Origin of the sequence: Pedobacter planticolens, assembly GCF_014172375.1 — a bacterium.
Lineage (GTDB): Bacteria > Bacteroidota > Bacteroidia > Sphingobacteriales > Sphingobacteriaceae > Pedobacter > Pedobacter planticolens.
On the sequence record NZ_WNXD01000002.1, the window covers coordinates 1 to 21,817 of the forward strand.

General features: G+C 34.5%; 24 protein-coding genes. 8 read left to right on the forward strand and 16 right to left on the reverse strand.

Annotation, left to right across the window (positions count from 1 at the left end; all coding sequences use genetic code 11):
* Positions 1-319: 319 nt before the first annotated feature.
* From GM921_RS08680 to GM921_RS08690, 3 genes are read right to left on the reverse strand one after another with little or no spacing between them, the layout of a single operon-like run.
* Positions 320-679, reverse strand: coding sequence for a CoA-binding protein (locus GM921_RS08680; protein WP_182922257.1), 360 nt, complete (start codon positions 677-679; stop codon positions 320-322).
* A 22-nt stretch (positions 680-701) separates the two neighbouring features.
* Positions 702-1,169 carry a DinB family protein gene (locus GM921_RS08685; RefSeq protein WP_182922258.1) on the reverse strand — a complete coding sequence of 156 codons (468 nt, stop codon included), beginning with the start codon at positions 1,167-1,169 and terminating at the stop codon, positions 702-704.
* Positions 1,170-1,204: 35 nt separating this feature from the next.
* Positions 1,205-2,743, reverse strand: a complete 1,539-nt coding sequence (locus tag GM921_RS08690) for an NAD(P)/FAD-dependent oxidoreductase (RefSeq protein ID WP_182922259.1) — start codon at positions 2,741-2,743, stop codon at positions 1,205-1,207.
* Between the two features lie 216 nt (positions 2,744-2,959).
* On the opposite strand from GM921_RS08690, the gene GM921_RS08695 reads away from it, so the two are divergent.
* From GM921_RS08695 to GM921_RS08715, 5 genes are all read left to right on the forward strand, one after another.
* Entirely contained in the window at positions 2,960-3,541 is a 582-nt protein-coding gene (locus tag GM921_RS08695; RefSeq protein WP_182922260.1) for a LemA family protein, read from the forward strand.
* Between the two features lie 77 nt (positions 3,542-3,618).
* On the forward strand, positions 3,619-4,065 hold the full coding sequence (locus GM921_RS08700) for a TPM domain-containing protein (protein ID WP_182922261.1): 447 nt from the start codon (positions 3,619-3,621) through the stop codon (positions 4,063-4,065).
* A gap of 11 nt (positions 4,066-4,076) precedes the next feature.
* Entirely contained in the window at positions 4,077-4,856 is a 780-nt protein-coding gene (locus GM921_RS08705; RefSeq protein WP_182922262.1) for a TPM domain-containing protein, read from the forward strand.
* A gap of 115 nt (positions 4,857-4,971) precedes the next feature.
* The gene (locus GM921_RS08710) at positions 4,972-5,364 is read left to right on the forward strand and encodes a hypothetical protein (RefSeq protein ID WP_182922263.1); all 393 of its coding nucleotides are present in this window, start codon (positions 4,972-4,974) and stop codon (positions 5,362-5,364) included.
* Between the two features lie 6 nt (positions 5,365-5,370).
* On the forward strand, positions 5,371-5,910 hold the full coding sequence (locus tag GM921_RS08715) for an NUDIX hydrolase (RefSeq protein WP_182922264.1): 540 nt from the start codon (positions 5,371-5,373) through the stop codon (positions 5,908-5,910).
* A gap of 122 nt (positions 5,911-6,032) precedes the next feature.
* Here the strand turns inward: GM921_RS08715 and dnaA are convergent, their stop codons facing one another.
* The 3 genes from dnaA to GM921_RS08730 all read right to left on the reverse strand — a co-directional run bounded on the left by dnaA (position 6,033) and on the right by GM921_RS08730 (position 9,741).
* Positions 6,033-7,463, reverse strand: coding sequence for a chromosomal replication initiator protein DnaA (gene dnaA / locus GM921_RS08720; protein WP_173272629.1), 1,431 nt, complete (start codon positions 7,461-7,463; stop codon positions 6,033-6,035).
* 194 nt (positions 7,464-7,657) lie between these two features.
* Complete coding sequence (locus GM921_RS08725) at positions 7,658-9,205, reverse strand: acyl-CoA mutase large subunit family protein (RefSeq protein WP_182922265.1); 1,548 nt, start codon at positions 9,203-9,205, stop codon at positions 7,658-7,660.
* A gap of 5 nt (positions 9,206-9,210) precedes the next feature.
* On the reverse strand, positions 9,211-9,741 hold the full coding sequence (locus GM921_RS08730) for a DUF7935 family protein (RefSeq protein WP_182922266.1): 531 nt from the start codon (positions 9,739-9,741) through the stop codon (positions 9,211-9,213).
* An 89-nt stretch (positions 9,742-9,830) separates the two neighbouring features.
* On the opposite strand from GM921_RS08730, the gene GM921_RS08735 reads away from it, so the two are divergent.
* Positions 9,831-10,184, forward strand: coding sequence for a HesB/IscA family protein (locus GM921_RS08735; RefSeq protein WP_182922267.1), 354 nt, complete (start codon positions 9,831-9,833; stop codon positions 10,182-10,184).
* An 89-nt stretch (positions 10,185-10,273) separates the two neighbouring features.
* The gene (locus tag GM921_RS08740) at positions 10,274-11,506 is read left to right on the forward strand and encodes an ABC transporter permease (RefSeq protein ID WP_182922268.1); all 1,233 of its coding nucleotides are present in this window, start codon (positions 10,274-10,276) and stop codon (positions 11,504-11,506) included.
* Positions 11,507-11,533: 27 nt separating this feature from the next.
* Here GM921_RS08740 and GM921_RS08745 read toward each other — a convergent pair whose 3' ends face one another.
* From GM921_RS08745 to GM921_RS08770, 6 genes are read right to left on the reverse strand one after another with little or no spacing between them, the layout of a single operon-like run.
* On the reverse strand, positions 11,534-12,271 hold the full coding sequence (locus GM921_RS08745; RefSeq protein ID WP_182922269.1) for a tyrosine-protein phosphatase: 738 nt from the start codon (positions 12,269-12,271) through the stop codon (positions 11,534-11,536).
* 2 nt (positions 12,272-12,273) lie between these two features.
* Positions 12,274-13,326, reverse strand: coding sequence for a dTDP-glucose 4,6-dehydratase (gene rfbB, locus GM921_RS08750; RefSeq protein WP_182922270.1), 1,053 nt, complete (start codon positions 13,324-13,326; stop codon positions 12,274-12,276).
* A gap of 2 nt (positions 13,327-13,328) precedes the next feature.
* Positions 13,329-13,895 carry a hypothetical protein gene (locus GM921_RS08755; protein WP_182922271.1) on the reverse strand — a complete coding sequence of 189 codons (567 nt, stop codon included), beginning with the start codon at positions 13,893-13,895 and terminating at the stop codon, positions 13,329-13,331.
* Positions 13,896-14,915: a UDP-glucose 4-epimerase GalE gene (gene galE / locus GM921_RS08760; RefSeq protein WP_182922272.1), complete on the reverse strand. Its 1,020-nt coding sequence runs from the start codon at positions 14,913-14,915 to the stop codon at positions 13,896-13,898.
* On the reverse strand, positions 14,915-15,904 hold the full coding sequence (locus tag GM921_RS08765; RefSeq protein ID WP_182922273.1) for a UDP-glucuronic acid decarboxylase family protein: 990 nt from the start codon (positions 15,902-15,904) through the stop codon (positions 14,915-14,917). Before GM921_RS08765 ends, galE begins: the two co-directional genes overlap by 1 nt.
* 2 nt (positions 15,905-15,906) lie before the next feature.
* Entirely contained in the window at positions 15,907-17,217 is a 1,311-nt protein-coding gene (locus tag GM921_RS08770) for a UDP-glucose dehydrogenase family protein (RefSeq protein WP_182922274.1), read from the reverse strand.
* 66 nt (positions 17,218-17,283) lie between these two features.
* Between GM921_RS08770 and GM921_RS08775 the strand changes: the two genes are divergently transcribed.
* Positions 17,284-18,492 carry a 3-deoxy-D-manno-octulosonic acid transferase gene (locus tag GM921_RS08775; protein ID WP_182922275.1) on the forward strand — a complete coding sequence of 403 codons (1,209 nt, stop codon included), beginning with the start codon at positions 17,284-17,286 and terminating at the stop codon, positions 18,490-18,492.
* 2 nt (positions 18,493-18,494) lie between these two features.
* On the opposite strand, the gene hemH is transcribed toward GM921_RS08775, so the two are convergent.
* From hemH to GM921_RS08795, 4 genes are all read right to left on the reverse strand, one after another.
* On the reverse strand, positions 18,495-19,508 hold the full coding sequence (hemH, locus tag GM921_RS08780; protein WP_182922276.1) for a ferrochelatase: 1,014 nt from the start codon (positions 19,506-19,508) through the stop codon (positions 18,495-18,497).
* Between the two features lie 112 nt (positions 19,509-19,620).
* Entirely contained in the window at positions 19,621-20,469 is an 849-nt protein-coding gene (locus GM921_RS08785; RefSeq protein ID WP_182922277.1) for a 4-hydroxy-3-methylbut-2-enyl diphosphate reductase, read from the reverse strand.
* Positions 20,470-20,528: 59 nt separating this feature from the next.
* Positions 20,529-21,152, reverse strand: a complete 624-nt coding sequence (locus GM921_RS08790; RefSeq protein ID WP_182922278.1) for a lysophospholipid acyltransferase family protein — start codon at positions 21,150-21,152, stop codon at positions 20,529-20,531.
* 53 nt (positions 21,153-21,205) lie between these two features.
* Positions 21,206-21,715, reverse strand: a complete 510-nt coding sequence (locus GM921_RS08795; RefSeq protein WP_182922279.1) for a phosphoribosyltransferase family protein — start codon at positions 21,713-21,715, stop codon at positions 21,206-21,208.
* Positions 21,716-21,817 lie beyond the last annotated feature (102 nt).

Here is a 21,817-nt window from a genome sequence, read left to right on the forward strand (position 1 = left end):
AACTCGCACTCCAGTCGGAGTTAGTTCGGAGTTGGTTCGGATACAACCGTCGTAACCCCGAACTAACTCCGAACTAAGTCCGAACCAACCCCGAACTAACCCCCTCTAAAGGCCGTTTTAAATGACACACTCTTACCATGCTTTTTAAAGCCAAGACCAAGCAATTACTCTTGATCATGAACAGTAAAGTCCTTCGCTAAAGTTCATATAAATGGAAATGCTTTTTGTAATCGGTATAGCTCTTGAAACCTATACCTGTAGATAAAAGATTGAAATGCTAGCGGGAATAGCTATAGTATATATATTATAGATCGCTTTCCTAATATTGCCCTGTACTTAACAATACTAATGTGCAAGCTTCTACTGGCTCTATATTATGTAACTCTAACATCTCTACAAATTCAGGATTTTCGGCTCCTGGGTTAAAAATTACACGTTTAGGTTTGGTTTCTAGAATATAATCATAATAACCAATTTGCAATGCTGGGCCTATATATAGGGTAACTGTATCGATATCATGATATGGGGCGCCTGGTTTTTCGATTTTAACACCTGCTAATTCACCTTGCTTGATACCTATATTTATAATTGGATGCCCTTTTGCAGTAAGCATGTGAGCAGCTTTGTAAGCATAACGATCTGGATTTGGAGTTGCACCTATAATTAATGTCTTTTTCATATTATGATTTCGTAGCTTTTAGTTAAAATTTTAGGAGTAAAGCGATTTGACCTGAATGATAGGCATGATGTTGAATTAATCCGTTGATGAGTTGTGCATTATTTACACCTGTTCCTAATTCTGGAATTCGTTTATCCTTAACTTCACTTGACCATTGTAAAGGAAGAAAACCATTAATGAGTGCAATTAACTTTTCGTTAGCTGATTTAAAATCCTTTACTATAACCTCCCATTCTTGTTCTGACTTTTCTATCGGTATTGGCCAATCTCCTAGGGAAGGTGTTTTTGCTGCTTTGCCTTCTATTCTATCTACAACCTCTTCTGTCCAAGCGGTGAGATGCAATGTTAATTCTGCAATTGAGTGTGCATTAGGAATTGGATGCGTAAAAACTTTTTGAGGATCTGCTGTTAAAAGTAAATCTAAAACATTATTACCATGCCAAGTATCTCCATTGTATGCTTTTTTTAGTTCGTCTACTAAATTAATCATGATTAAAGAATTTATATTACAACGTTTAGATTTCTTTAATTGTTTAAAATCGCGTTAGCACAATTGATACCATCTATTGCAGCAGAAACAATACCGCCAGCATAACCTGCTCCTTCGGCACAAGGAAATAAGCCTGTGATTTGTGGATGTTGATAGGTTTCTTTATCCCGCGGGATGCGGACTGGAGATGAGGTACGACTTTCTACTCCAACTAAAATTGCTTCATTGGTATAATAGCCTTTCATCTTTTTTCCAAATAACGGAAGTGCCGACTTTAAACTTTGCGCTACAAAATCTGGCAGAATGTTATCGAGCATTACACTTTTTACACCTGGCAGATAGGAATTCTTTGGCAAATCGAGCGACAGTTTATTCTCTACAAAATCTATCATCCGCTGTGCGGGAGCAACTAAATTACCTCCACCAGCCTCAAAAGCGAGTTGTTCTATTTCAGATTGAAAGTTTAACATTCTTAATGGATCATAGCCTTGAACATCATTTAATGTAACCTGCACTACTGTTCCTGAATTTGCGTAGGGGTTATTTCTTTTAGATGGCGACCATCCATTCACTACAATTTCGTTTAGGTCGGTGGCACAAGGAGCAATTATCCCCCCTGGGCACATGCAAAAAGAGAACACTCCTCTAGTTTTAACCTGTTCTACCATACTATAATTTGCTGGTGGCAAAAACTCACTTCGCGTATCGCAATGGTATTGGGCGCTATCTATAATTTGTTGGGGATGTTCAATACGCACACCTAATGCGAACGGCTTGGCCTCAATTAAAATATTTTTCTGATGTAAAAGTTCGTAAATATCTCTGGCAGAATGGCCTGTTGCTAAGATAACGGCATCGGCTAAAAGTTCTTGTTCGCAATTAATAACTATTCCTTTTATTTTTCCATCTGCAATGATGAAATCTGTAAGTTTTGAATCAAATAATACTTCGCCACCAGCATTTTGAATTGTTTCTCTGATGGAAGTAATAATTTGAGGGAGCTTATTTGTGCCAATATGCGGTCGAGCATCAATTAAAATACCTTGGTCTGCTCCGTGTTGTACAAATAGCTGCAATACCTTATTTATATCTCCACGTTTATTGGAACGCGTATATAACTTGCCATCAGAATAGGTTCCAGCACCGCCTTCGCCATAGCAATAATTAGATTCTGTATTTACTACACCTTGTTTATTAATAGCAGCTAAATCTCTTCGGCGTTGTTTTACATCTTTACCTCGCTCTACGATGATGGGTTTTAAACCATTTTCAATACATTGTAGTGCAGCAAAAAGTCCAGCAGGACCAGCACCAACAATGATTACTGTTTTAGCGGCAGTTACTTTATTATATATAAGAGTGTTGTCTTCGGCTATCGGATTTTCATCAATATAAGCTCTAACCTGTAATCGGTAAATCACTTTACGTGATCTAGCATCAATAGAACGCTTTAAAATTTTATGTTGTTTGATGGCAGAGATTTCAATTTTTAAAGCTCTAGCCAAGTTTTGAAGAATTACTTGTTCGTTAGCAACATGTTCTGGCGCAACGGTAATTTCGATTTCTTTTTGCATATCATTTGTCGAGTTTTTATCTCGAATAGTACAAAAATACAGATTTCAGTTCGCAGTTCCCAATTCGGTTAATGATTATCAATTTGCACATTATCCAATATTTGGTATATTTAAATAGCCAATTATGGCAAGTTGTCAGTATTTTGTCTGTTTTCGTAACAAGGTATGAATATTGATATCTAAATTGAAATAGAAACCTAAAACAAAAACAATAACATGAAAAAAGTAGTAATTGGAATAATTGCAGTTGTAGTATTGCTCGCATTAGTTAGCGGTTGTGGTTATAACGGCTTAGTAAAAATGGATGAAGGTGTTAAAAATAAATGGGCAGACGTGGAAGCACAGTACCAACGTAGGTCTGATTTGATTCCGAATTTAGTTAATACTGTAAAAGGCGCTGCTAAGTTTGAACAAGGAACTTTAACTGCCGTAATTGAAGCTCGTGCTAGTGCAAGTAAAATCACTATAGATCCTGACAAGTTAAATGCTGAAAATATGGAGAAATACCAAGCTGCACAAGGTCAAATTACTCAAGCATTAGGCAAATTAATGGTGTTGACTGAGAATTATCCAGAATTAAAAGCTACACAACAATTCAGTGAACTTTCTGCACAATTAGAAGGTACAGAAAATCGCATTACTGTTGCACGTAAAGACTTTAATGCTGCAGTACAAGAGTTTAACAGTAAAGTTAGATCTTTTCCTACTAACTTAACCGCTGGTTTATTTGGTTTTAGCGCTAAAACTCCATTTAAGGCTGATGCTGGCGCTCAAAACGCACCTAAAGTAGAATTTTAGTTATACACTAACATTTCAGGGTAATACGTGTTTATGAACTAAACATGTATTACCCTTTACTTTATTAAACAAAAAATATGTCTGTTTTCACAACACAAGAACAAGAATTAATTGCCAATGCCATTGCTGAAGCTGAAAAAGCAACTTCAGGAGAAATAAGAATAGCTGTTGAAAAACATTGTCACGGCAGTGCTTTTGAAAGAGCAACCCAATATTTCGCTCAATTAGGAATGGATAAAACGGCTCAACATAATGGCGTTCTCATCTATTTGGCTTACGAAGACAAAAAATTTGCCATCATCGGTGATCGAGGAATTGACACAGTTGTTCCTAATGATTTTTGGGAAACTGCACAAGTAGCCATGAAAGCTCATTTTTTAAGTGGAAATTTAGCCGAAGGAATTGTTGCTGGCGTTTCATTAGCTGGCGAAAAATTAGCTTTATTTTTCCCTTACCAAACTGGTGATGTGAATGAGTTGCCAAATGATATTATATTTATGGATCAAGCTGAACCAAATAACTAATGAAACCATTGATGAAAAAATTAATCATCTTATTTCTTTTAACGCTTAGTTATAGTTTCAGCTTTGCGCAAGATTTTCCGGCAAAGCCGACCACTTTAGTTAATGATTATACACAAACGCTTACTGCAAGTCAGGTACAGCAGTTAGAGCAAAAACTCGTTGCTTATGATGATTCTACATCTAACCAGATTGCAGTAGTATTAATGAAATCAGTTGGCGATTACGACATTAACGAATATGCACTTGAATTAGGTCGCAAATGGGGTATTGGTGGAAAAGGCAAAAACAATGGGGTAATTTTATTAATTGCCATTGGCGATAGAAAATTATCAATCCAAACTGGTTATGGTTTAGAAGGGGCTTTGCCCGATATTTATACCAAAAGGATAATAGAAAATGATATTAAACCATTCTTTAAAGCAAATGATTATTATGCTGGTATTGATGCTGGAACAAATTCGATTATATCTTTAATTAAAGGAGAATACAAAAACGACAACCCTAAAGCGAAATCTAAAGGTGGTAAAGGGAGTGCAGGTTTTATTGTGCTGATCATTATTATCATCATTGTTATTATTTTAAGAAAAGGTGGTGGAGGTGGAAGCCAAGTTATTGGTGGACGCGGAGTTGCTGATGCACTTTTCTGGAGCATGTTATTAGGCGGTGGCGGAGGCCGTGGCGGTTCTGGATTTGGAGGCGGTTTTGGTGGTGGAAGCAGTGGCGGTGGCGGTGGATTTGGAGGTTTCGGTGGTGGAAGTTTCGGCGGTGGTGGTAGTAGTGGAAGTTGGTAAATAGTCCATAGTCCATAGTCCATAGTCCATAGTCCATAGTCCATAGTCCATAGTCCATAGTCCATAGTCCATAGATTGGAAAACTGGGGAGACGATATGTTACAAGAGTTTAATTATGTACAGACGAGATTTAATTACTGCTGAAATAGAAAAGCTTGCTCAAGTTTTGGCTAGAATAATTGGCTTAAAAACAGAGTTAAAGTTAAAAGAAGCAGAAGATTTGTTTAATGAAACCTTAACTTCTAGTTTTGGATTGGATAGATCACTCTTGCTAGAAAATGATACCGAGGGTTTTAGCAATTGGCTGAAGGTAGCTAATCTTAATGCCGAGAAATTAAATGCACTAAGTGATTTTCTTTACAGTGAGCTTGATTTTGAGAATAACCCAATACAATCAGGTTTGTTTGCTCAAAAGTTAAATCTGATTTATCAATGTCTAATAGATGATCATCAAATTGTACATTTAATTAATTTGGGCAGGCAGAAAATAATTCAACAATACCTATAAAAACGAATGGAAATTCTAAAATGGCAAAAAATTGCCTCTAAATATTTAGTACGAGAAAGGTGGGCAACTTTAAGAGTTGATACTTGCAAATTGCAAAACGGCTCTATAAAAGATGATTATTATGTATTGGAATACCCGAATTGGGTGAATGCAATTGCTTTAACAAAAGAAAATAAAATCATTTTAGTTAGACAATATCGGTTTGCCGCTGATATTATCTCTTTAGAAATTCCTGGTGGAGTAATAGATGATGGAGAAGAACCTGAAACTGCAATTGTACGCGAATTACAAGAAGAAACTGGTTATAGTTTTGAAAGCTGCGAATTGATTGCTACACTTTATCCAAATCCTGCAACTTCTACCAATAAAACTTTTACATATTTATTAAAAGGTGGCGTTAAAACTCACGAACAACATTTAGATGAGCATGAGATTTTAAATGTTGAAGAATATACGATTGAAGAAGTTAAACAATTGCTGAAAGAGAATAAAATAGATCAAGCATTACATGTGGCTGGTTTGTATTATGGATTGATGCATTTGTAATCTTATAATACTTTCATACAAAAAAGGCCAGATAATTTATCTGGCCTTTTTTATTAAATTAAATCTAAAGAAACTTTGCATAAAAGATTGCTCTGCCGTTCCTCCTCGCAATAACGAATGAATTAACTCATTTTCAGTTTTTTCTGAATATCGTTTACGTAAGCTTTAAACTTTTTATCTGTTTCTATTAAATCTTCTACCGTTTGGCAAGCATAAATTACTGTTGAGTGATCTCTACCGCCAAAGAAAGCGCCAATAGTTTTTAATGATGACTTGGTATGGCTTTTTGACAAATACATTGAGATTTGACGAGCCTGTACAATTTCACGTTTACGCGTTTGCGATTTCACCATATCAACCGGAACTTCGAAGTATTCACAAACTAATTTCTGAATATATTCCATCGAGATTTCTTTCGATGTATTCTTGATAAAGTTCTTCAACATTTGTTTCGCCAAGGCCAAATCGATGTCTTTTTTGTTTAAAGTAGATTGCGCTAATAACGAAACCATTGCACCTTCTAATTCACGAACATTATTATCAATGTTGTGCGCTACATATTCTACCACTTCGCCAGGTAATTCAATACCATCAGCATACATTTTCTTTTTAAGGATAGCAATACGAGTTTCTAAATCTGGAATTTGCAAATCTGCAGATAATCCCCATTTAAAACGGCTCAATAATCTTTCTTCTAAACCAGCTAAATCTTTTGGCGCTTTATCAGATGTTAAGATTACTTGTTTACCCGATTGATGTAAATGATTAAAGATATGGAAGAAGATATCTTGTGTTTTTTCTTTACCTGCAAAGTTGTGTACATCATCCATGATGATTACATCCATTGCTTGATAAAAATTCACAAAATCATTAATCGTATTATTCTTTAATGAATCTACAAACTGCTGGCAAAATTTCTCACAAGAAACATAGATGACCAATTTATCCGGCATGCTACGTTTAATCTCGTTTCCTATTGCCTGAGCCAAATGCGTTTTACCTAAACCTACACCTCCATAAATCATTAACGGGTTAAATGAAGTACCACCTGGTTTTGCTGCAACAGCATAACCTGCAGAACGAGCTAAACGATTACAATCTCCTTCAATATAATTTTCGAAAGTATAGTTTGCATTTAACTGCGGATCAACTGTCAATTTTTTCAACCCAGGTATAATAAACGGATTTTTAATATCCTTATTTATTGATACAGGAATTGGCATTGATTGCATTTTCGCTTCTGCCCCATTTCCGTTAGAGGGCATGTTTGTTGTGTAAGGAGAACCGCTATTTGATGATTTATCAACTACGATATTATATTCTAATCTTCCTTCGTCTCCCAATTGCTTTTTTACTGTTTTACGAAGCAGACCAACATAGTGTTCTTCTAGCCATTCGTAAAAAAATAAACTAGGCACCTGGATGGTTAAAACTTTCCCTTCTAATTTAAGTGCTGATATCGGTTCGAACCACGTTTTAAAACTTTGGGTCGGAATGTTATCCTTAATTATTTGAAGACAGTTCTTCCATACTTCGGTACAAGTTTTTTCCATTGTTATTCTATAATTTGTTGGTTTTCAGTTCTAATAAGGACATTACGGACATGCCCTTTTGGAACATCGAATATTCAAAAAATTATCAACAAAAAGAACAAAAATTTCAATTAATTTGTAAGTCGTTCAGGAGCAGTATCATAAAGCACTTAACCTAAATTTTTTGTGTTGATAACTATTTTTTAACATCAATTTTAATATTCTCCGAACACATTTCGCATACAATCCGCTATTTCCCCAAGTGTGGCATATTCTTCTACAGCACTAAGGATAAAAGGCATCAAATTCTGATCTGATTTGGCAGCTTCAGTTAATCGAGTTAACGCTAAATTAACAGCAGCATTGTTTCGATCAGCCTTCAATCTTTTTAATTTATCAGTTTGTATGGTTCTTATCGATTCATCTATGTTTAAAACGTCCGTAATTCCTTCTTTCTCTTGTGTAAACTTATTAACCCCAACAATAATTCGCTCTGCAGCCTCTACTTCTTTTTGGTATTGATAAGCAGAGTTTGCAATTTCTTGTTGGATATACCCATTTTCTATAGCATTAACCGAGCCACCCATTGCATCTATCTTTTCTATATAAGTTAATGCCGCTGCTTCAATTTCATCAGTCAATGTTTCTACAAAAAACGAGCCAGCTAATGGGTCAACCGTATCTGTTACACCACTTTCAAAAGCAATAACTTGTTGTGTACGCAGGGCGATTTTAGCCGCTGCTTCTGTTGGTAATGATAATGCTTCATCATATCCGTTGGTGTGTAAAGATTGTGTACCACCCAAAACCGCAGCCATTGCTTGATTTGTAACTCGAATTACATTATTTAAAGGTTGTTGCGCTGTTAATGTAGAACCGCCAGTTTGCGTATGAAAACGAAGCATCATTGCTTTTTCATCTGTTGCGCCTAACGATTTTGTGATATGAGCCCACATTCTTCTAGCCGCTCTAAACTTGGCAATTTCTTCGAAAAAGTTATTGTGGCAATTGAAAAAGAAAGATAATCGCTTTGCAAAAACATTAATATCTAGTCCTTTTTCTAATGCAGCATTTAAATAGGCTTTGCCATTTGCCAATGTAAACGCTAATTCTTGTACCGCAGTTGAGCCAGCTTCACGAATATGATACCCAGAAATAGAAATGGTATTCCATTTAGGCACTTCTTTACTACAATACTCAAAAATATCAGTAATAATGCGCATTGAAGGTTTTGGAGGATAGATATATGTTCCTCTTGCAGCATACTCTTTTAAAATATCATTTTGTATCGTACCCGAAATCTCTTTTAAATCTGCCCCTTGTTTTTTAGCTAGGGCAATATACATGGCCAATAATATAGATGCAGTTGCATTTATAGTCATTGATGTGGTAATCTTTTTTAATTCAATACCATCAAATAGAATTTCAATGTCTTTTAACGAATCGATAGCTACACCAACTTTACCTACTTCTCCATCTGCCATATCATGATCAGAATCGTAGCCAATTTGTGTGGGTAAATCAAAAGCTACAGACAAACCCATTGTTCCTTGCGCTAATAAATAATGGTAACGCTTATTTGATTCTTCCGCAGTAGAAAAACCAGCATATTGCCTCATCGTCCATAAACGGCCGCGATACATATCTTTTTGAATCCCTCTGGTAAATGGAAATTCTCCAGGAGTTTCTGTTAAAGGTTTTGCAGAAGTATAAATATCTTTTATCTCAATTCCCGATGTAGTTGTAAATTTTTTATCGCTCATAATACTTAAAACAAAGCGTGAATATCTTTTTTAAGGATATTGATAGTTAACTCGTATGGATTTTCTTCTATCCCACTCATGTGTTGCAATACTTTTTTGCTTAAATCAACACCTGTTGAATTTTCTGGCAAGCCATGTACAACATTATTTATCATGGCAATTGTATCATCTTTTAATTTTCGAACTACGTTCCAACTACTAGAATCTACATACAATTGTTGAGCGATATTATGTTGGTATTCTGCCTTTATTTCATTTAAAACTAAGGATTGTAATGCAGAAAGCTCAATTGCGGGCTGATGCAAACGCACCAATAAATTTGCAGGATTAATGCGTTCTATAAAAACGATTAGCCTTTCGTGCGCCTGTAATCGAAGTGGTAATAAAGCTGTGCTACTATCTTTATTTGCTTCGAGCGTTTTGAATCGGAAATAATTCTGAATATCATTTTTAATTAAAAAATAACCTGCCGCTAGCGCTAATATACCACCTGTTGCAAGAATTGCTACTTGTGTTAAAAAATGTGTGATGTTCATTTTATTTTGTTTGAATACCGTAATATTAAAAAGTACAACGAGCAAAAATGTACATAAATATTTATATTTGTCTTCTTAATTTTAAAAACATGAGTAATACTGTAGAAACTGCTTTTGCGCCTGTATCGTTTACCGAAACCGCTGTTAAAGAACTTTTGAAACTAAAAGACCAACAAGAAATTGCTGATGATTTTGGTTTACGTGTTGGTGTTGAAGGTGGTGGTTGCTCAGGCATGAGTTATGTTTTGGGTTTTGACCAAAAGAAAGACGGCGACCAAGAATTTATTATAGACGATATTAAAATTTATATGCATAAAGCACATCAAATGTATTTATTAGGAATGCAAATTGATTGGCAAGATGGATTAAACTCAAGAGGTTTTACATTTAGTAATCCAAATGCAGCAAGTTCATGCGGATGCGGAACAAGTTTCTCGGTTTAAGCATATAAATTTGTAACATTTTAATAGGTCTCGTTGTCTTAACAGCGGGACTTTTTATTTTTATCCCTACAGAATCTTATTTCCATCAAATGACCTATACCGAAAACGTAAGACTTGCGCTACAATCCATTAAAAGTAATCGCCTTCGTACAATGCTTACCGCATTAATCATAGCACTTGGTCTTATGGCGTTAGTGGGTATTCTTACTACAATAGATGCGATTAAAAAGAGTATGACCGATGCATTTTCAAGCATGGGTGCAAACTCCTTTAATATTAGAAATAGAGGTACGGGAATTAGGATTGGAGGTTCTGGTAAAAGACCAAAACCATTTAAATCTATTCGTTATGAAGATGCGATTAAATTTAAGGAAAGATTAAACACGCCCGCAACAGTCTCTGTTAGTGTTTTTGCAAGTGGTGGTTCTACTGTTAAATACGAGCAAGAAAAAACAAATCCAAATACTAATATACAAGGCATAGACGAAAATGGATTAGCTTCACAAGGTTTAGAACTAGCTTTAGGAAGGAATTTTAATAGTGCTGAAGCTTTATCTGGCAATAACGTTTGTATTATTGGAAGTGAAATAGCAACTACACTATTTAAAAAAGAATCGCCATTGGATAAAGTTATCACCGCTGGTAGTACTCGATTGAAGGTAATTGGCGTGCTAGTATCGAAAGGTTCGAGTATGGGTTCTAATACAGATAGAGCCGTATATGTGCCTTTATTTAAAGCAAAGCTGATTAATTCGAATAATAATCCATCTTATACTGTAACTGTAATGGTGCCAAATACCGATTTAATGGATAACATTATTGGCGAAGCGACCGCAGAATTTAGAAATATTAGGAAAGTCAAAATAGGCGAAACCAATAACTTCGAAATCACTAAAAGTGATGCAGTTGCACAAACTTTATTTGAGAATTTAATTTATATCAGAGTTGGTGGTATAGCCATTGGCGTAATCACTTTAATTGGTGCATCTATTGGTTTAATGAATATTATGCTGGTTTCTGTAACTGAAAGAACACGAGAAATAGGAATTAGGAAAGCGATAGGTGCAAATCCAGCAGTAATTAGAAAACAGTTTTTAATAGAGGCTGTTGTGATTTGCTTAATGGGTGGTGCACTGGGAATTTTACTCGGAATCGGGATTGGGAATCTAATCTCCTTTTCGATGGGAGGCTCATTTCTAATTCCATGGTTATTTATTCTCGGTGGATTTGCTTTATGTGTTATTGTAGGTATTGTTTCAGGCTATTATCCCGCTAAAAAAGCATCTAAACTTGATCCTGTAGAGGCACTGCGTTACGAGTAATTCAGTTCTCAATTGGCAGTTTACCAATTACAACAAGAGATTACTAATTTGAGGTTGCGATAAGATGTTTTGCAACCTTTTTAAACTCAAACTATCTCTTAAAGCATCAGCATGGCGAAGGTGGTGCATATCGCTACCTAAAAAGTCAACACAGTAATTGTCAATCAGTTCTTCGGCGGTTTGCTTGCAGCTTTTACCATAATATCCTGTTAAGGAAATGGTATTTAATTGTAAAAGGCAGCCTACATCTTTAATTTGTTGATAGTTTTCTAACGAGCCGTAGTAATATGGATAACGTTCTGGGTGGGCCAAAACTGGCTGATAACCAGCATCTTGAATTTTTGAAATAACTTCGAACAGATTATGCGGAGGATTAATATAAGATAGTTCAAAAAGCAAATAGTCGTTTTTTCCGAAGCTAAGTACTTCTTTTTTCTCTATTTTTTTCTCGAAAGTTTCATCTAAATAATACTCGGCAGCAGCGCTTACTTCTAAATCAATGTTATTTTGCAATAAACCCTCTCGTAAAATATCAAGTGCTCTATGTATGATATCTGGAGTATTACGAAAATAATCGGCCATGATATGAGGCGTAGCAACAAGTTTTTTAAACCCCAATGCTTGAAAACGTTTGGCTAGTAATAAAGAATCATCAAGGCTTTTTGCTCCATCATCAATTCCTGGAATAATATGCGAATGCATATCTGTTCCAATAACCGAAAAATTGAACTCGGGCTCTTTTTCTTTCTTAAACCAACCTAACAAAATTACCTCCCTTTGTACTGATTATCATAATAGGCCTGATAATTACCCGAAGTTACATTATTTAACCAATCTTCGTTTTGTAAATACCAATCTACTGTTTTCGCTAAACCCTCTTCAAACTGTAAACTAGGTACCCAATCTAACTCATTCTGTAATTTAGTGGAGTCTATCGCATAACGTAAATCATGTCCTGCTCTATCAGTTACAAATGTGATTAGTTTGGCAGATTCTCCCTCAGCTCTTCCTAGTTTCTGGTCCATTATAGTACATAACAAATGAATTAAATCTATATTTTTCCATTCATTATGACCTCCAATGTTATACGTTTGACCAGTTTTAGCATTATGGAAAATTACATCTATCGCTCTAGCATGATCTTCTACCCATAACCAATCGCGTACATTTTCACCTTTACCATAAACCGGTACAGGTCTATTATTTTTAATATTATTTATAGCCAGAGGGATTAATTTTTCTGGAAAATGATGCGAACCATAATTATTAGAACAGTTAGAAATTACAATATCTAAACCATACGTATCATGATATGCTCTTACAAAGTGATCTGAACTTGCTTTTGATGCTGAATATGGACTGTGAGGATCATAACTTGTACTTTCCGTAAACATTCCAGTCTCTCCTAGCGCACCATAAACTTCATCAGTTGATACATGATAAAAACGTTTATTTGCATAATCTCCTTTCCAATATTCTTTTGCTGCATTTAACAAATTCACAGTTCCAATAACATTCGTCATTACAAATGCACTTGGATCTGCAATAGAACGATCAACATGAGATTCTGCCGCTAAATGAATTACAGCATCGAAATTTTCTGATTTAAAAAGATTGTTTATTTCTGCTGCGTTAGTAATATCTGCTTTTACAAACCTGTAATTATTCTTGTTTTCAACATCTGTAAGATTAGCCAGATTTCCTGCGTATGTAAGGGCATCAAGGTTAATTATTTCATATTGAGGATAGTTATTTACAAATCTGCGCACTACATGTGAGCCAATAAAACCAGCGCCGCCAGTAATTAAAATCTTCTTCATACTTATATGTGTTTAGGCAAACCTAGGTCATGCGCAATTGCAGCCATGTTTCCATTATATATTTTGGTTAATAATTTATCTATTTCTTCTTTTAAATCAAATTGAAGGTCTTCATGCAATTTATCAAATTTGCGCAAAGTTATTAAAGTAGATTTTACAAAATAACTCGCAAAAAGTTGTTCATAGTTTTTAGAAGATGAAAAAACACCTGATTTAAATTGAGTAATGGTATTATTGAAAAGAAATATCCGTAACTCAACATCTTCAAAATTAGCTTTTGTTACTCGTAAATTATGATTAACCTGCTTTGCCAATTTACGTAAATTCACTAAAACATCTTTAGCACTTACATTTTTTAACTCTTTTAAATGCTGCATATTTTGCAGAATATGCTCCTTAATAGTAGCTATGCGATCTCGCAGATGGCTTTCATCTTCTAATAGTAAAAAATGTAAATGTTCAGTAAGCACTTTATCTTTTGCTACCAAACGAAGTAATAATTTGTCCTTCTCTTTTGGTGGCAATGCTAAAATTTCTATTTTAAGCTCTTTGTGCTCACTTAGTTTCATTTAAAAAGGGTTATCTCTTAAATATTTCTCCCAATTCCATGCCGAACTCATCATTTCATTAATTCCCAACTCGGCTTTCCATCCTAAAACTGTATTCGAATGACTTACATCGCCATACGTTTGTTCAATATCTCCTTCTCTACGTGCACCAATTGCATAATTCAATTTTTCGCCAGTAGATTGTTCAAAAGCGTTGATAATTTCCAATACCGATGAACCTTTTCCTGTTCCAATATTAAAGATTTCGTAATTATCTCCCGTTTCGGCTTCTAATCTTTTAATTGCCGCAACATGCGCTTTTGCTAAATCCACAACGTGAATATAATCTCTTATTGCAGAACCATCTGGCGTATTGTAATCATCGCCGTAAACAGTAATTGCACCACGTTTACCAATGGCAGATTGTGTAATAAATGGTACTAAATTTTGCGGTACGCCGATAGGTAATTCGCCAATTAAAGCTGATGCATGTGCACCAACTGGATTAAAATAACGCAAAGCGATTACTCTTAAATCTGGAGTTACTGCACACGTTTCTTCTAAAATTTCTTCCGCAATTTGTTTCGTATTCCCATAAGGTGATTCTGCTTTTTTTACTGGTGCAGATTCTGTTACTGGTAATTTATCTGGCTGACCATACACTGTACATGATGACGAAAATACCAACTTTACCTTACTATTAAATGCCGTTATAATATTAATTAAGGAGTAAAAATTATTGCGATAGTATTTTAAAGGTTGTTGAACCGATTCGCCTACGGCCTTAAATGCTGCAAAATGAATAATGCCACTAATGTTTTTATGTTGATTAGCAAATGCATGAACTGCTTGCTCATCACAAAGATCAAGTTTCACAAATTCTGGCTTCTTCCCACTTATTTTCTCAATTTGATCTAACATTTTAGGATCAGAATTCGAAAAATCATCAACAATAATAACTTCGTATCCAGTATTAAAAAGCTCTACTACCGTATGTGAACCTATATAACCTGCACCTCCAGTAACTAATATTTTCTTCATTATTTATTATATGTTTTAAAATTTTTATGCTCTTTATTTACTAGCGCTTCTTTTGGTAGTGATTTAAAATAATCATACGTAATTTTCAAACCCTCTGCTCTATCTACCTTTGGTTGCCAATTTAATAATTCTCTCGCTTTAGTAATATCTGGTCGGCGTTGTTTAGGATCATCAGTTGGTAATTCTTTACAGATTATTTTTTGCGTAGTTCCTGTTAATTTGATAATTTCTTCTGCAAAATCTAGCATTGTAATTTCATCAGGATTACCAATATTTACAGGCTGAGCATAATCACTAAACAATAAACGATAAATTCCTTCAATCAAATCATCTACATAACAAAAAGAACGCGTTTGACTGCCATCACCAAAAACAGTTAGGTCTTCGCCTCTTAATGCCTGTCCAATAAATGCTGGCAAAACTCGTCCATCATTTAATCGCATTCGCGGGCCATACGTATTAAATATCCGTACAATTCTAGTTTCTAAACCATGAAAAGTATGATATGCCATTGTCATCGCTTCCTGAAAACGTTTTGCTTCATCATACACACCGCGAGGTCCAACTGGGTTTACATTTCCCCAATATTCTTCTGGTTGTGGATTTACAGTAGGATCGCCATACACTTCAGAAGTTGAAGCAATTAATAAACGAGCATTTTTTGATCTTGCCAAACCTAACAAGTTGTGAATACCTAAAGAGCCAACTTTTAAGGTTTGAATAGGGATTTTCAAATAATCAATTGGACTTGCTGGCGAAGCAAAGTGTAGGATATAATCTAAATTACCAGGAACGTAAACAAATTTAGAAACATCATGGTGATAGAACTCAAAATTCTCTAATTTAAACAGGTGTTCGATGTTTTGCAAATCGCCTGTAATTAGATTATCCATTGCTATTACATGAAAATCTTCTTTAATAAAGCGATCGCAAAGGTGTGAACCTAAAAATCCAGCCGCACCTGTTATCAATATTCTTTTTCGTTCCATATTTAGCTTATTAATTTTCTACCAACGCTATTGTAATAATAACCTAAATCAATCATTTTTTGTAAATCGAATAGATTTCTTCCATCAAAAATCACCTTGTTAGTTAGTAATTCATCCATTTTTTCAAAATCTGGATTACGGAACACTGACCATTCTGTTGCAATTAATAATGCATCGGCATTTTCTAGTGTTTCATATTGATTTTGTGAAAAGCTAATTTTATCTCCAACTATAGCTTTAACATTATTCATTGCTTCAGGATCAAAAGCAGTAACTGTTGCGCCATTTTTAATCAGCTCATCAATTATATATAAAGCAGGTGCCTCTCTAATATCATCAGTTTCTGGTTTAAATGCCAAGCCCCAAAGTGCAAAATGTTTACCTTTAATATCACCTTTATAATATTTTAATACTTTATCTACTAATACTGTTTTTTGCTTTTCATTTACTTGCATAACTGCTTTCAAAATCTGAAAATCATATTGATGTGTACTTGCTGCAATTGCTAAAGCCTGTACATCTTTAGGGAAACAACTGCCGCCATAACCAATACCAGGGAAAAGAAAACGCTTACCAATGCGCTCATCTGAACCAATTCCTTTACGTATGGCATCTACATCAGCGCCTACAATTTCACAAAGATTTGCAATCTCATTCATAAACGTAATTTTTGTTGCCAAAAATGCGTTTGCTGCATATTTAGTTAATTCAGAAGAACGCTCATCCATAAAGAAAATAGGATTTCCCTGACGTACATAAGGCGCATACAATTCTGTCATTAATTTTTGCGCTTTTTCACTTCTTGTACCAATTACAACGCGGTCAGGTTTCATAAAATCATCAACAGCCACACCCTCACGTAAGAACTCCGGATTAGAAACCACATCTATTTCTATCGAAGTATTCGCTTTAAAAACTGCTTGAACTTTATCTGCTGTGCCAACTGGAACTGTAGATTTATTTACAATTACTTTGTATTCTGTAACTAGTTTCGAAATGTCTTTTGCAGCTCCTAAAATATAAGAAAGATCAGCTGCTCCGTCTCCACCTGGAGGCGTTGGCAAAGCCATAAAAATAATCTGTGCTTCTTTAACTGCTAGCGCTAAATCGGTTGTAAATGATAAACGACCTTGAGCAATATTACGGTGAAATAATACATCTAAGCCTGGTTCGTAAATTGGAACTTCACCAGCAATCATTTTTTCAACTTTTGCTTCGTTAATATCTACACAAATTACATTATTTCCTGTTTCTGCCAAACATGTTCCGGTAACAAGGCCTACATATCCTGTTCCAATTACTGCTATCTTCATATATTAATTGAAGGTTTTAAATTTATTCATTTATCTTCGGACGAAGATAAGAAATTAAGACACAAAATGCTTTGGATTTATAATATTGGGATTGTAATATATGGCTTATTATTAAGGTTGGCATCGCTTTTTAATGCCAAAGCCAAATTATTTGTGGCTGGAAGGAAAAATATCTTTGAAAATATCCAACGAAAAATCAATAGTAATGATAGACCAATATGGTTTCACTTTGCATCTTTAGGAGAATTTGAACAAGGCAGACCAGTATTAGAAAATTTGAAATCCAATGATCCTTCTCAAAAAATTATAGTCACTTTTTTTTCTCCTTCGGGATATGAGATTAGAAAAAACTACGCATTGGCGGATGTTTTTTATTTACCATTAGATACAGCAAGCAATGCCAAAAAATTTATAAACAGCGTAAACCCTAAGTTTGCTGTATTTACCAAGTACGAGTTTTGGTATCATTATTTTGCTGTACTACACGAAAAGCAAATTCCTCTTTATTTAATTTCTGGCATTTTCAGACCAGATCAAGTATTTTTTAAATGGTATGGTAGTTTTTATAGAGGAATATTAAAATTTGTAACACACTTTTTTGTACAAAATGAAGAAAGTGTTTCTCTTTTAAAAAGTATTGGAATTGATAAAGTCAGTTTAAGTGGAGATACTCGTTTTGATCGAGTTTATGAAAATGCTCAGCAACCTAAAAAAATACAAGAAGTTGAATATTTTTTAGGCAATTCTCCAACTTTTATAGCAGGTAGTACCTGGCTAGAAGATGAGAAATTGTTAGTTAGTTTAACTGAAAAGTACCCAGATTGGAAATTTATAGTCGCTCCACATGAGATTGGAATTTCACATATTGAAGAGATTGAAAAGCTATTTCCGAATGCTATAAAGTTTTCAGCTCTTAGCTCACAGTTGACTACTAACAAATCTCAAATTTTAATTATCGATAATATTGGAATGCTTTCCTCTTTATATCAATATGCTAAAGTAGCTTATATTGGCGGTGGTTTTGGAGCAGGAATACATAATACTTTAGAAGCCGCAGCATTTGGATTACCTGTAACTTTTGGTCCGAAATACGATAAATTTCAAGAAGCCAAAGATTTAATTGCCATCGGCGCAGCCAAAAGTATATCTACATCCGATGAACTAATTAGCGCTTTCGACTATTTCAAAGCAAATGAAATGGCATCCGCAGATGCGGAAAAATATGTGGAGCAGAAAAAAGGAGCTACAGAAATTATTGTAAAAGCAATTGCTTAATTTTAGTTTTTCGCTAATTCTACTAATGCCTCAATAAACTTTGGATGATCATTCAAGCTTTCTACCAATTGTACATGTTCGCCACCAAGCGCTTTAAATTCTTCGTGGTATTCTACTGTAATTTCATATAAAGTCTCCAAACAATCGGCTACAAATGCAGGACTAAAAACCAATAATCTCTTTTTGCCCTCTGCAGCTAATTTCTTTAAAACGTCTGTTGTATATGGCTGCACCCAAGGCTCTTTACCCAATCTCGATTGAAAACAAACAGTATATTTATCTTTTGACAAACCTAACTTTGCAGCGATTAAGCTTGCTGTATGATGACCTTGAGCCGAATAGCAAAATTTATTCGTATCGTTTAATGTTTCGCAACAATCATCATTTTTCAAGCAATAATTTCCCGTATGGTCGCATTTCAACAATTGTCTTTCTGGTAAACCATGAAAACTGAAAAGGACATGATCGTAAGTTTCAGGCTGATGTTTAGTTGCATTTTCAGCAAACACTTCAAGCATTAAATTATTATCGTGAAAAGAATTTACAAATGAAATTGGAGGAATAGTTTGCCATTTACTTACCAACTCCATTACCAATTGCATAACCGAACCCGTACTTGCCGATGCATATTGAGGAAACATCGGAATTACCTTAATACTTTCTACTAAGCCAGCTTTTAATCTTTCTAAAGCACTTTCTATAGAAGGATTTTGATAACGCATTGCCAATTCTACCTGATAATCATCGCCTAATTTTTCTTGTACTAATTGCGTTTGAATTTTACTGTAATACAATAATGGAGAGCCTTTTTCATCCCAAATCTCTTTATATAATTTAGAAGTTTTAAGACTGCGAAAAGGAACGATAATTCCTTTTACCAAAAGAGTTCTATTAAATTTAGGGATATCGATTACCCTACCATCCATTAAAAATTGATCTAAGTATTTTTTTACATCCTTAACTTCTGGACTATCTGGTGTACCTAAATTAACTAATAAAACTCCCTTTTTACTCATATTATGTTTTGTTTGGCGAATATACGCTAAAGGTTAAATCTGTGAAAATGATAGTGCTTATGTAAATCTTTAAGGAATGAATATTTACTTTTTGATGATTGAGAAGAAGAGATTATAAGGATTCCAGTTCTAATTTTACTTTTTCCATTAACCACATTGGAGTAGATGTTGCGCCACAAATACCGATTTTATCATTTGGTGCAAACCAATTTTTATCCAATTCTTCTACATTGGAAATAAAGTAAGAGTTGGTATTGTATTTTTTGCAAACATCATATAAAACTTTTCCATTTGATGATTTTTTGCCCGACACGAATATAATTTTATCAAAATCTGCCACAAACTTCTCTAACTCTTCATACCGATTAGAAACTTGTCGGCAAATGGTGTCGTTCGCTTTTACATCATAACCTCTACTTAATAATTCATCTTTAATTTGATAGAATTTATCGGTGCTTTTTGTGGTTTGGCTATACAAAGTGAATTTATTGGGCAATTTCATTTCATCTAGCTCTGCTAAATCCTGAAAAACAATTGCTTTCCCATTGGTTTGTCCTTGTAAACCAATAACTTCTGCATGGCCATGTTTACCAAAAATGAGAATTTGCTCATCATCATCATGAGAGTTTTTGATACGATTTTGCAATTTTAAAACTACCGGACAAGAAGCATCAATTAATGTTAGATTGTTATTTAAAGCCAACTCATAGGTCGAAGGTGCTTCGCCATGCGCTCTAATCAATACTTTTTCATTAGAAAGTTGATGCAATTGCTCATGATCGATAATACGAAGTCCTTTCGCTTTTAGGCGCTCTACTTCTTCGTCATTATGTACAATATCGCCCAAACAATACAAATATTCCTCATTATCTAAAATGTCTTCGGCCATGTCTATCGCATACACCACACCAAAGCAAAAGCCAGAAGATTTATCGATTGTTACGTTTAAATTGTATCCCATTTTAAATTACCACAGTTACACCTGCAAAAATACACAAAAAGAGCATGAGAATTTAAAGCTTAAGATGCTTTTTGCGTTTGTTTTAAAACCGCAGCGTCATAATGTTTATTGTATTCGCTTTTAAGCAACTGTAAACTTATATATTCTTCGGCCTGCCAAGTAGTTAAATACGCTTTGGCTTTAGGTTTTCTATTGTTGAAATAATCGGTAAGGATAACAGAAAACACCGTTTGAAATTTCTTCTTAGAAGCATTTACAAGTTGCATCACCCCTTTTTCAAATGCAATAGAATCTACATAAGATGATTTAATTTTTCCTTGCGGGAAAATCAGTACTAAATTTTTCGGATCATCAAGTAAAGAACCTGCATATAGTAAGGTTTCCAACACATCTTTACCTTTACTTTCTGGAGCAAAACAGCCAAAATATTTTAAATAGTTTAGTTGTTTATAATCATCCGTAGTAACTAAGGCGTGAAACTCTTTTTTAAATACTTTTTTATTTAATTGAAACAGCATAAAACCATCCCACCAACTGAAACGATTTGCTAACAACAAAACGGCTTCATCTTCCTTAATAACTAGCTGATTATGGGTAAAAGCAGAGAAATCTTTCTTTAAGATATAATTGATATACCATGAATAACAGTGAAAGATAAAACCATTTTTACGAGAATGATACATTTAGGGAAATTGCAAAAAATTGGGCTGATTTGCAAATTTATTCACTTAGTCAGTTAGCTCAAATAAACTCGATCTTCCTCTCCTGCTACATCCATAACAACATCCACATGTTCTTTTAAAATGGTAGAAAGTTCTAATCCTACAAAATCTGTAGCAATTGGAAAAATCTTATGGCTTCTATCGACTAATACTACTGTACGGATTTTTTTGTGAGGAGTATTTAAGAAAACGCCTAAACCATAAGCCAATGTTTTTCCGCTATTCAAAACGTCATCAACCAAAATAATTACTTTATTTTTCCACTCTGTTTCCTGTAAATCTGTTTTTGCTACTAATTTGCTATTCTGTTTTTCGAGATCCACACGGAGCATAGTCACTTTAAAGCCTGCAATCTCTTGTAGCACAGTTTTTAAACGCAGGGCGAGTTTATAACCACGATCCCAAATACCAGCCAATACAATTTCCTTCTCCTCTAAATTATCTTCCAAAATCTGATACGCAATGCGATTAATCTTTTGTTCGATTTGTTGTTTATCTAAAATAAGTACTTGATTTTCGGGCATAGCTAAGCGCTTTTATTGTACTGTACAAAAGAACGATTTTAAGCCTCAAAATCAAATAAAAAAATAATTTCAATTTCTTGCAACGTTTGCATAGGTACATGC